Origin of the sequence: Akkermansia muciniphila, from assembly GCF_900184965.1 — a bacterium.
Classification (GTDB): Bacteria; Verrucomicrobiota; Verrucomicrobiia; order Verrucomicrobiales; family Akkermansiaceae; genus Akkermansia; species Akkermansia muciniphila_A.
This window is the reverse complement of the sequence record NZ_FXYA01000001.1, coordinates 1-12,011: the sequence shown is the minus strand read 5'-3', so window position 1 is coordinate 12,011 and position 12,011 is coordinate 1. Positions and strand designations below refer to the sequence as shown.

At 46.2% G+C, this 12,011-nt stretch carries 9 protein-coding genes and 1 pseudogene; all 10 read left to right on the top strand.

The features are described 5' to 3' along the window. Positions 1–4,824 (top strand): RHS repeat domain-containing protein (locus tag CI070_RS00035; RefSeq protein WP_094136344.1); only part of this gene is annotated, 4,824 nt, incomplete at its 5' end. Between the two features lie 50 nt (positions 4,825–4,874). After that, complete coding sequence (locus CI070_RS00030) at positions 4,875–5,213, top strand: hypothetical protein (protein ID WP_094136343.1); 339 nt, start codon at positions 4,875–4,877, stop codon at positions 5,211–5,213. Between the two features lie 57 nt (positions 5,214–5,270). Then, the gene (locus CI070_RS00025) at positions 5,271–5,639 is read left to right on the top strand and encodes an RHS repeat-associated core domain-containing protein (RefSeq protein ID WP_179218380.1); all 369 of its coding nucleotides are present in this window, start codon (positions 5,271–5,273) and stop codon (positions 5,637–5,639) included. Beyond that, entirely contained in the window at positions 5,618–6,163 is a 546-nt protein-coding gene (locus tag CI070_RS12835) for a hypothetical protein (protein ID WP_143245597.1), read from the top strand. The genes CI070_RS00025 and CI070_RS12835 overlap by 22 nt, the downstream gene beginning before the upstream one ends. Positions 6,164–6,584: 421 nt before the next feature. Next, the gene (locus CI070_RS13260; protein ID WP_179218379.1) at positions 6,585–6,743 is read left to right on the top strand and encodes a hypothetical protein; all 159 of its coding nucleotides are present in this window, start codon (positions 6,585–6,587) and stop codon (positions 6,741–6,743) included. A 309-nt stretch (positions 6,744–7,052) separates the two neighbouring features. Then, on the top strand, positions 7,053–7,652 hold the full coding sequence (locus tag CI070_RS00020) for a hypothetical protein (RefSeq protein WP_143245596.1): 600 nt from the start codon (positions 7,053–7,055) through the stop codon (positions 7,650–7,652). Between the two features lie 313 nt (positions 7,653–7,965). Beyond that, positions 7,966–8,595, top strand: a complete 630-nt coding sequence (locus tag CI070_RS00015; RefSeq protein ID WP_143247149.1) for a hypothetical protein — start codon at positions 7,966–7,968, stop codon at positions 8,593–8,595. A 140-nt stretch (positions 8,596–8,735) separates the two neighbouring features. Then, the gene (locus tag CI070_RS00010; RefSeq protein ID WP_094136339.1) at positions 8,736–10,076 is read left to right on the top strand and encodes an RHS repeat domain-containing protein; all 1,341 of its coding nucleotides are present in this window, start codon (positions 8,736–8,738) and stop codon (positions 10,074–10,076) included. Between the two features lie 289 nt (positions 10,077–10,365). Continuing rightward, a complete protein-coding gene (locus tag CI070_RS12830) occupies positions 10,366–11,187 on the top strand; it encodes a DUF3592 domain-containing protein (RefSeq protein ID WP_143246884.1) in 822 nt (273 codons plus the stop codon). 51 nt (positions 11,188–11,238) lie between these two features. Beyond that, a pseudogene (locus tag CI070_RS00005) lies at positions 11,239–12,011 on the top strand (RHS repeat-associated core domain-containing protein); the annotation flags it as partial.

The following is a 12,011-nucleotide window of genomic DNA, read 5'->3' as shown; positions in this document are numbered from 1 at the left end:
GCGGGCATCTCCCGCAAGCGCGACTTCAGGGTGCAGCTGCTGGATGAAACCCTGGCTCCTGCCGTTTCCGGCGCCCCCGCCTACCTTTCCCTGGTGGACGCGGACGGGCAGAAAATCCGCTTCTCTGCGGAAACCGGCGCTGTGGTCGGCATGACCTCCGCCTTCGGCAGGGTTCTTCTGGCGGAAGACTACTTCCGGAATGTGAGCAATACGTATGACCATGAGGGCAGCCTGGTAAGCAGCTACAGCGCCGCGGAGGGGCTGATGCGCACCCGGACTGGAGCGGACGGAGAACTCGTCATGGAATGGTACGCTCCCGCCGCCGTCACGGTCCTGGCCGACGGAACATACGAGGTAACGGGGGAACCTTATAAAACCTCCTCCTTCCTGTCCTCGGAAGAAAACGGCGTGCGGACCACCGTCATCACGCGCCAGCAGCGCGGACTGCCGGCCCACACCATCACCCGTACGGAAGAACCCGGCAGAGTCAGCATCGCCAAAGGCCAGGGGGACGACACCATCATCCGCACCATTGAAACTAACCGCCTCTACGGAGGCCTCTCGGAACGCATTGAGACCGTCAGGGGCATCAACGATGCCGAGCCTGTTTCCTGCAGCCGCAGCGTCAGGCAATACACGGACGGCGGCTGGCTGCTGGTAAGCGAAACGGAAGCCTTCAACACGCCGCTGGCGCGGACGACCTCCTACGAATACAACAGCCAGTACCGCGTCTCCCGGATCAACCGCCCGGACGGAGGCTACACGCGCTATGAATACGACGGCGAAGGACGGGTCACGCTTGAGGCGGCGCCCTGGGCCGGCGGCGGAGAACAGATAACCCGGACCGAATACGCCGGCCTGCGCTTCTACGACAACCGTCCGGCGCGTGTCGCCGAATCCCGGGCGCTGTCCGACGGCACGGAAATCGAACTGACGGCCGTCGCTTACTCCTATGAGCAGTCTCCCCTCATGGAACGGGTTGTCAAAACCGTGACTGCCGCCGGTTCCAGCCAGGAACAGACAAGCGTGGAAGAAACGTATGGAGAAGCCGCCGCCTATCCCTATGCCGCCGGGCAAATGAAATTCACCCGGGACATTGCCGGAGTGGAAACCTCCTATGACTATGAGGCGGCCGCGGAATACGGCGCCGCGCATAAAAAGACGGCCATCACCAAAGCTGGCGGCGGACTGGCGGCCGGACAGAGCCGCAAGACGGAATCGTTCATTGCCGCCAATGGCACGGTACTTTTTGAGCAGGAAAGCATCTGGGATGGCGACAACTGGCTGCTGCTCTCAAGCGGCGCCCATGAATACGATGAAGAAGGCCGCCGCACGAAAACCACGCGGGGCAACGGCCGCGTCAGCGCCACGTCCTGGATGTGCTGCGGCAAGCTCTCGGAAACGGACGAAGATGGTGTCCTGACGTCGTACGGTTACAACAGCGCCCACCAGCTGGTGGAAACCATCCGTTCGGAAATCAGCGACGGAGACACGGTCGTTACCCCGGAAACCATCACCACCTACACCCGGGACGCCGCCGGGCGCGCCCTGCAGACGCGCCGGGACAGGGGAGCCATGACCACGACGGAAAGTGTGGAATACGACAGGCTCGGCCGTATCGTCAGGCAAACCGATGTGCTGGGCCGCGTGACGGCGACAGCCTACAGCGAAGACGGCCTTACGGAAACCGTCACGACGCCCTCCGGCGCTACCCTCGTCACGGAACGTCACTCCGACGGCTCCGTACTCCATGAATACGGCACGGGACAGCGTGAACGCTGCCATGTCTATGACATTGACAATAACTGGTTGAGGGAAACCGTTACCCTGGCCGGCCAGGCCATCATCCTTTCCCGGACCCTGGTCAACGGCTTCGGACAAAGCGTCGTGCAAGTGACGCCCACGACTGCCGGGTTCCTGTATGACCGTTCCGAATACGATGAACAGGGGCGTCTCATCCGCGCATGGAGGGATGCGGGAGCGCAGGAGGGGGTCGTCGCCATGGCGCCTGCGCTCTATGAATACGACGCCTTTGGCAACATGACCAGGGAAACGCTCGCCCTGGCGGAGCAGCCCGCTCCGGACAACAGCCCCATCCGGGAATATGCCTTCAGCGTGGAAAACGCGGAGGACGGCGTCTATATGGTGACGGCGCAAACCCGCTACCATGCTGAGGGGCAGCCGCTTGTCTCCGTACGGAAGCAGCTCCTGTCCGAACTCTCCGGAGTTCTGGAAACAAAAGCGGTCATTGTTGACGAACGCGGCTTGACTTCGGCGGAGTGGACGGAGTATGCTGGAAATACGAAAAAAATCCAAAAGAGCGTTATCCCCTCTTCCTGCGTCACGGCTCAAACGGTGGCGGCGGACGGCTTTATGCTCTCGCAGAAAAACCACGCGGGCATCACGGAGACGGCCGCCCGCGCCTATACGGCCTCGGGCATGACCCTGACCCGCACGGACGGCCGCGGCAACACAACGACGACCCGGACTGACCTGGCCGGTCGGGCCGTCAGCGTGACGGACGCCGCCGGGAATGAAACCGTGACGCAGTACGACTCCTGCCACGGCTTGGCTGCCGTAGTGACGGACGCGCTGGGCAATACGAAATGCGCCAGATACGATGCCAGAGGCCGGAAAACGGCCGAATGGGGGACGGGGACGCAGCCCCTGCTCCTGGGCTATGACGAGGCCGACCGCCTGGTGAGCCTGACCACCTTCCGCGCGGCGCAGGAAGGAGATATCGCGGAGGACCCCTCCGAGCGCGCGGACGGCGACACCACCACCTGGAGCTATGACGAAGCCACGGGGCTGGAAACGCGCAAAACGTATGCCGACGGAACGCATGTGGACAAAACCTGGGACGCCTTCAACAGGATTGCCACGGAAACAAACGCCCGCGGCATCGTGAAGACCTGCACTTACGAACAGGCCCGCGGGCTGCTGACGGGAATCAGCTACTCGGACGCCACGCCCGGCCAGAGCTTCGCCTATGACCACCTCGGTCAATTGACGCAAATCACTGATGCCGCCGGAACGCGAACCTTCGCCTACAATCCCTACGGAGAACTGGAAACCGACAACCTGCGAGTGGGCAACCACACCCACCTCATCACCGAGAAAAAAGACGCCTTCGGGCGCAGCACAGGCTACATCTACGCGCGGAGCGGCGCGGCGCAGCACACCGTAAGCATCGGCTACGGGGAAGACGGCCGCATCGCCACGGCCGGGTTCCTGCAGGGAAGCGCACCCCAGACCTTCACCTGGCAATACATGGAAGGAAGCGGCCTGCCCTCCGTGATGGCCATGCCCAACGGCATGACGCTGGAATGGGGCTATGAGGAAAAGCGGGATCTGGTCGCTACCATGGTCTACAAACGCGGCGCCACAAGAGTTGTGGAAAGGGAATACGCTTACGACAGCCTGGCAAGGCCCGTCACGCGGCGCACGGCCCGCCAGGGGAATACCGTCAACGACAGCTTTGCCTGCAACAGCCGGAGCGAACTGACCGCCGCCGCCGTCAGCGGCAAGACATACGGCTACAGTTACGACAACATCGGCAACCGGAAAACCGCGCGGGAAGACGCGGAAGAAGCGACCGCCTACACAACCGGCCCGCTCAACCAATACACCGCCATCGAGCGCGGAGAAGAAGCCGCCTTTGAACCGGTTTACGACGCGGATGGCAATCAGACATTGATCAGGACATCCACCGGCATTTGGCAAGTCGCCTACAACGCGGAAAACCGCCCGGTGCGCTTCGTCAATGAAAGCGCCAAAACCGTGGTGGAATGCACCTACGACTACATGGGCAGGCGGCACACCCGCAAAGTGAGCGTCAACGGGACGGTGAGCAGCTACCTGCGCTACATGTACCGTGGCTACCTGCAAATAGCCGCCATAGATGCTGTCAGCGGGGTCTTCCGATGGTTCCTGTTCTGGGACCCGACGCAGCCTGAGGCTACGCGCCCGCTGGCCATCCGCAAAGACGGCACCTGGTACGCCTATGGGTGGGATCTGACCGGGAACGTCACGGAAATCTTCGGGAAAGCCGGTTACCTGCGGACGGTCTACACCTACACGCCTTACGGAGAAGCCACCGCCGAAGGGGACGTCACCCAGCCCATCCAGTGGAGCAGCGAATACAACGATGAAGAACTGGGGCTTGTCTACTACAACTACCGTCATCTCAATCCGCACGACGGAAGGTGGATCAGCCGTGATCCCATCATGGAACAAGGAGGGTGGAATTTGTTCGCGTTCGTAAATAATAATGGTATCATCAATATTGATTATTTAGGAAAAAAAATAATACCGAAAGATACTCCTATTATTGTCATTACTATAAAACGAAAAACAATAAAATGGAAACAGCTTGTTAGAGAGAATGTATTTAAAAAACTGGAAGAAGAAGAAGAAGATGCATATGGGCACTGGTGGGTTGAATTGGGTAATGAGAGCTATGGATGGTGGCCAGCTGAAGGGGTGGATCTACTTTCCACTCTTACAGGAGTACCTGGTTATTTAAATGGTACTTTAGATGCCCATGCAGCAGGGATGGCAAGTATGACTAGAGATGCTCATCATGGTGATACTGCAGATTATGAATTTCATCCTGTCCTTAATACTGGTATATTTTTTTCAACATTCATGAAGTATGGCAAAGAAAAAGGAAAAAAATGTTGTGATGTGACAGAAGAAGGTATAAAAAGCTGTATACGTAAATTTGCATCTTCATATTCTGGGTCTTGGTCCTATCCATGGGGACAAAACTGCCATAGTTTTCAAAAAGAGATGATGAATATGTGTTGTATTAAAGAACCATAAATGTTAGATTATATAATAAAATGTCAAAGAATAATTTTATATATTTTTATATGATTATCTTAGTGGGGATATGTATTTTTTCTCCAATAGAAGCAAGTGCTGTGGAGCAAAGTAAAATAATGAATCTTGTATATGATAGTAAAAATTCTACCGGTAAAGATTTTATTCTTCCTGATATAGGTGTTTCTGTGAAAACTGCTTTTTTTATACTATGTAAGTCAGGAAAGATGAGTCTAAAACATACTTATAAGGTCTATGCTGATCAACAGTATTATTATTTCGTTGATACTTTTTTTGGGACACCTAAAAAAGACGACGATATACGAGAAAAATCAGTTAAAATAAGTAGGGATAAAAAGCTGACTATATCTGATATTAAAGTGGAATAATATATATCTAATATTTAATAATACGCCTGCAAGTTTACTTGCAGGCGTATTATTTTTTTGCAAGATGCCGTCAGCGGGGTCTTCCGATGGTTCCTGTTCTGGGACCCGACGCAGCCCGAGGCTACGCGCCCGCCGGCCATCCGCAAAGACGGCGCCTGGTACGCCTATGGGTGGGATCTGACCAGGAACGTCACGGAAATCTTCGGGAAAGCCGGTTACCTGCGCATAGTTTACACCTACACGCCTTACGGAGAAGCCGCCGCCGAAGGGGACGTCACCCAGCCCATCCAGTGGAGCAGCGAATACAGCGATGAAGAACTTGGGCTGGTCTACTACAACTACCGTCATCTCAATCCGCACGACGGAAGGTGGATCAGCCGCGATCCCATCAAGGAACAGGGCGGTTGGAATTTGTTCGCGTTGTAAATAGTAACGGTATCATCAATATTGATTATTTAGGGAAAGGTTACTTATCTAGGCGTCCTTTAGCACATACAGCATTCACTCACGATGGGAAAAAATATTATACTATACATGGGCATGTATATAAAGCAGAAGGATTATCAATACAGCATTCTCATTTTTTCTTTGATGATGAAACTAATATTGGCTATTTCCCTGATGGATTGCATGAGGATAATAGCGAAGGTGAAGAAAGAAAATTGTATATCAAAATTCTAGATAATCTAGATGATTGTATATTGCGAGAATCTATTAAGAAAACACCTCCTAAACCTTATAGCTTGACTAGATTTACAATTAATGTAGTATTTGAAGAACAAAGCACATTATACCAAGTGAATAATATGGGGCAAATAATTCCAGTGCCTTTAAGTAGAAATGTTATTAAAATCATACAAGTGATAAATCCTGATACAGATAATTGTAATTCATGGGCATTAAGAGCATTGAAAAAATATGACGAATTAGTTAAAAAAATCAAAAAATGAAGCCGTTAATTTTAACAATATCAGGTTATTTCCTGATTATAATATTTATAATTTTTACTTTGGTATTTCCAGTGTCATTGGATTCAGATGCATGGTATGACTGGATATCATGGATGATGTTGATTTTATCATTGATTTTAAATATATTATGTTTTTTTATAAGTGTTTTTTATATAAAAAATAAACGTAGAACTTGGGCAAATATTATAGCTTGCATTCTTTCTATTGTTTTCATGATTATAGCATTTTCATTAGTTTCTATAGAAACTGTAATTGTTGTTAATTGATCTTGAAATGAAATAATTTTTTACGAATTACAACCACTCAGAAGCTGTTATCCTCCGAGTGGTTATTTTTTTAATAAGTATATGATCAGGAGTTTCAAAAAAGTAGGGATTGGAAGGACAACGAACTTCCACTCATGTTACTTTTACTGGAACTACCTGCTATAGGGGCTAGTGCACCTATAGCAAAATTTGTTAAAATTCCTGGATTAAATAGTGGAAGAAATTCTTGGTCTGCTGTAGGTAAAACAGTGCTAACTAAATTAAAAAAAGCACTATCAGAAAAATTCGCCTGAGAGTCATTGCGAAGTACAGTGGATCAGAATTTTATAATTCTTTGCCAGGAACTACCTTGTCCTTACCTAGCACGATATTAAGCAACGGAACCTTGGAATCCAGTAGAATTTATTCTGATAGTTCGAATTTACCATTGATGTCACAATCACATATACCGCTAGAGGCGGGTAGGTCAAATCCATCACTTTTTTTCAATTATATTTTCATGCAACATTCTACCATTGTTGTATTTCGTATTGACATAGATAGACAATCTTATACCCTTGGAGAAAGACAGGAAGCAATAATTATAATTCCGTTGCACTAAAATGTCATCTCAAAAAATAATTAATATTTATTTAAAACCTCGTAAAGCTTTCGTTCTTGCAGTAGTATCTTGCGGGATTATATTAAGTTTATTTTTATGGAAATTTTGTAATCCAGATAATATTAACAATGGTGAATTACCTGTTCTAGCAGCAATTTTTTTTATAGGAGTTTGTTTAAATATTAAATTAATTAGCTATCAATTATTGTTATGCAATGATAGAATAATCAAAAAATTATGGTGGCAAAAAAAGGAGATTTTATATAAAGATATAGAAAAAATTATCATTAATGCTTCATGTTTCGATGCCTATAAAATAGGCAAAGCTATCAATCCACAAGTATTTAAAAAATTGGAAAAATATCAAATATTTGATGTATGGATTATTAGTAGTAAATGCAATATACATTTTAAAACTAAATGGTTTGATTCTATCAGACAGATCAATGATGCTCTTTTGCTCCTCATCGAAAAATGTCCGATTGATAAATTACAACGTAATCAGTGTACTAATTTTTTTATTGTACGTGACATCAAGATGATTGTTAAATGGATTATTGTATTTTTTATATTAACATACGTATCTAGTTTTTTCTTTTAATGTTAAATATATTATAATGCTCTCTTGTTCTATGATTTGGTAAGCACATATTAAATAATCTGAATTAGATAATTCTATAAAGGCTTCCTTCTGTTTATCGGACGGAATCATTTTACAGGAATGGTAGTTTATTAAAAACCATTGAAACCAAATTAATGTGAGAAATATTAGATAATAAGGTTATTAGTTAAAAGGATTCCTAAGAGACTTAGGAGAGCACACAAATTAACAATGTAAGTATTCTACAAGTTGCTATAGACTGTGGGATACTTATAAGGTATTATAAAATTATAATGAAATACTAATGGCAACAATGAAAAAAATAACTTTCTATACGAATTTTTTGCGCAAATCGACAAAATTGGTATGTTTGTTGGCATGTGCAGTCTTGTGTTGTGCCTCCAGCGCGCAGGAAGTTGATTTTCAAGATAAGGTTGCTAAGCCCTATATTATAGCATATAACAATAGGAAATATCAATTCTGTCCTGTTGATTTAAATATCTTGAAATGTGAAAAATTCGCTGACATATGCGAATCTTTTTTTCAATTTCATATTTTCTTTAGCGCCTGGCCGGACATTAAGACGCCATCTCGAGAATCATTCATTATCTGCTGTGGTAATGTTGCTTTTTTCAGCAATTCCTCTATATTTATGATAGAAGACCTTGTGATTTATGTTGATAGAAAGACAAGTAAAATCTATAAGCGCGATCCAAAAAATATTATAAAATATCAATGCAACAGACAGGAAGTGTCCCTAATTGAAAAAATGAGGAAACTGGATTCGCCTGACGATGTTGTGGCAAACTGGGGAAGGTATTCCAATTTTGGTCCAAGTAATATGCAGCGAATAGAGGATAAAGAATTTGTCATATGGAAATTTGGTCAAAGCAGTTCCCGGGCTACTGAAACTCTTTTCGGACAAAAACCGAAAATCAATTAAAATGTATAAATAAAAATTGACCCAGGTGTTGTAGAAGATCTGATAACCATCAGTACGACAACATCGGCAACCGGAAGGAAGCCTTCGAATTCGGCAACACGACGGACTATGAAAGCAATGAAGTCAACCAGTACGACAGAATGGTAAAAAATGGCGGAGCGGCCTTCGTCCCCCAAAACGATGCCGACGGCAACCAGACGCTGGTAAAAATATCCACGGGCATCTGGGAAGTCACCTACAACGCGGAAAACCGGCCCGTGAAATTCGAAAGCGAAGACGGAGGGACAACCGTGGAATGCGCCTACGACTCCATGGGCAGGAGATTCGAGAAAAAAGTGACGGTTGGAGGGACAACGGGCTTCCACGCGCGCTACCTCTACCGTGACTACCTGCAGGTGGCGGAGTGCGACTTGACCGGGGAAACGCCGGAGGTTGTGCGCAGTTACATCTGGGACCCCTCGGAACCTGAGGCCACGCGCGTCCTGTCCATGACGCGCTGGGAAGCGAACGGGACGCAGGAGAAAGAGCATCTCTACTGCATGCACGACGCGATGAAAAACGTCACCTCCCTCTTCGGGGAAGCGCGCGGACGCCGCGCCCTGTATGAATACCGGCCGTACGGAGGTCTGATCACGTCGGAAGGCAACATGGCGGAAGAGAACAAATTCCGCTTCTCGTGCGAATACATGGACGACGAGCTCGGCCTCATCTACTACAACTACCGGCATCTCAATCCGCACGACGGCAGGTGGATCAGCCGAGATCCCATCATGGAACAGGGTGGGTGGAATTTGTTCGCGTTCGTAAATAATAATGGTATCATCAATTTTGATTATTTAGGGTTAAAAAAATGTGTCACTTACAATTTTGGGCCCTTGCAATGCCCTGCATCAAAAGGTTCCTTAACAGGAGGCGGTTGGGCTGTTGATTGGTCAACAAGTTCAACATTGGCTATTTGTTTTGATAAATATAAAATATTCGGTGATTTTTCTGTTTCTGGTGAAGTAGGGTTTACCTTAGGTTTTGCAACGCAAAAGACGAAATGGGGATATACTCTTTTTGCTATGCTTGGAGTGAGAGGTTTCTCTGCCATTGCCGGAACTGCTTCAATCGAAGGATCTATAGATCCCAGAACATGTAATACCTCTTTAGAAGTAAAAGCAAATACCAACTTTACATTAGGTCTAGAAGGAGGGGCCATAGGGAGAGTGTTTAAAAATAATAGACTTAAAACAGAAGTAGGAGTTGGTGCTCGCGCGAGTGTTTCAGGAGAAGCAGGAGCAATCGTACAATGTAAAAATTCAGATTGTGAATTTCAATTTTATACGGAAATGAATAATTCTATCTCCTATTCCATATTCGCAAACTTCGGTTGGTTCAATCTGTCCTATGATGATGAAAAAAGACTTGATATACTTAAAAATTTATCAATTGAAAGCACACCTTACAAGTTTGAAATACCAACATTGAAATTAAATTAATTTTTATATTTATTAAGTGCGATGTATATTTTTAATAAATGTACATCGCACTTAATATAAAACAAGAGAAATTATGGATACGATAATTTGTAATAATAGATGGATATCGGGCATTAAACAAATACTAATAGTTGTTTTTCTATTCATTTGTTTTAGTTGTATATTTTTCCCAATAGTTTTCTATTCATTTATTATCGAACTGAAAAACGGAATTACTAGTCACGTTATATTATTAGGAATTATATCACTTTTTTCTTTAGTTATCATAATTTCGACTTTTGGTGTCAGTATGATGCTTATTTTTGGGAAAATATATATTGTCTTAAATAATTTTAAAATTATTGTTAATCAGTATGTGTTTAGAATATGCATAAATTCAAAGCAAATTCCTTTAGCTAGCGATACTCGTATTTTATTGGAAAGTGGTCCTTCTAATTCAAATGCTTACATATTCAGAAATAATGGGAAGGTCCAAATTTTTCAAATAGATCCAGTAGTGTATAGTATTAAAATTCAGAGATTAGATTATACAGACATTATTTTTTCATCGGGAAATTATTCGCGAATATTAAAATTGTTTGACCAGATATGCGGACGATATCCTGAATTGAAGTCAGAAATTGATATAAGTAGTGAAAAACAGTTATTAGTTGAATATAGGAAGAAAATCAATTTCGTAAAAAAGCGAATAATATTGTCACTTTCTATTCTTTGTGTTTTTAGTACGATACTAACGGCCATTCCTTTGTCCGTAGAATATGTGAATTATAAATCTTCCAAGAATTGGGTTGAAATTCGGGGGAGAGTAGAAGAAGTTCAGAAATCCGAAAAACAGGAGCAATTATGCGTGTCATATTATTGGAAAGAAAAAAAATATATACATTCTCATATGAGAAAAAATTTATTGTCAAGATATGGGGAAAATATTACAAAAGAAAATTTTATTCCTGTTCATGTGAATCCAGAAAATCCGAAGCAATACACTTTGGGTAGTCCCAGATTATCAGATATGATAGGAATAATAATTTGTTGTTGTCTGTCTCTGATATTTTCTATATTATTATTTTGTTTCTTCTTAAAAATTAAGAGTGAAAATAATGATAAAATTTAAAATAAATACAGAATATAAAAAATATTTATATACCTTTTCTGGAATTTGGTTGTGGGAAGGGAATACGCTTACGACAGTCTGGCAAGGCCCGTCACGCGGCGCACGGCCCGCCAGGGGAATATCGTCAACGACAGCTTTGCCTGCAACAGCCGGAGCGAACTGACCGCCGCCGTCAGCGGCAGGACATACGGCTACAGTTACGACAACATCGGCAACCGGAAAACCGCGCGGGAAGACGCGGAAGAAGCGACCGCCTACACAACCGGCCCGCTCAACCAATACACCGCCATCGAGCGCGGAGAAGAAGCCGCCTTTGAGCCGGTTCACGACGCGGACGGCAATCAGACATTGATAAGGACATCCACCGGCATCTGGCAAGTCGCCTACAACGCGGAAAACCGCCCGGTGCGCTTCGTCAATGAAAGCGCCAAAACCGTAGTGGAATGCACCTACGACTACATGGGCAGGAGATTCGAGAAAAAAGTGACGGTCGGAGGGACAACGGGCTTCCACGCGCGCTACCTCTACCGGGACTACCTGCAGGTGGCGGAGTGCGACTTGACCGGGGAAACGCCGAAGCTTGTGCGCAGCTACCTCTGGGACCCCTCGGAACCTGAGGCCACGCGCGTCCTGGCCATGACGCGCTGGGAGGCGAACGGGACGCAGGTGAAGGAGCATCTCTACTGCATGCACGACGCGATGAAGAACGTCACTTCCCTCTTCGGGGAAGCGCGCGGACGCCGCGCCCTGTACGAATACCGTCCGTACGGAGGGCTGGTCACGTCGGAAGGCAACATGGCGCAAGAGAACAAATTCCGCTTCTC

Excerpts from the sequence above, each read along its gene's own strand:
- CI070_RS00030 (WP_094136343.1), top strand. The coding sequence starts at position 4,875 with ATGATTATCTTAGTGGGGATATGTATTTTTTCTCCAATAGAAGCAAGT.
- CI070_RS13260 (WP_179218379.1), top strand. The coding sequence starts at position 6,585 with ATGTTACTTTTACTGGAACTACCTGCTATAGGGGCTAGTGCACCTATA.
- CI070_RS00020 (WP_143245596.1), top strand. The coding sequence starts at position 7,053 with ATGTCATCTCAAAAAATAATTAATATTTATTTAAAACCTCGTAAAGCT.
- CI070_RS00015 (WP_143247149.1), top strand. The coding sequence starts at position 7,966 with ATGAAAAAAATAACTTTCTATACGAATTTTTTGCGCAAATCGACAAAA.
- CI070_RS00010 (WP_094136339.1), top strand. The coding sequence starts at position 8,736 with ATGGTAAAAAATGGCGGAGCGGCCTTCGTCCCCCAAAACGATGCCGAC.
- CI070_RS12830 (WP_143246884.1), top strand. The coding sequence starts at position 10,366 with ATGATGCTTATTTTTGGGAAAATATATATTGTCTTAAATAATTTTAAA.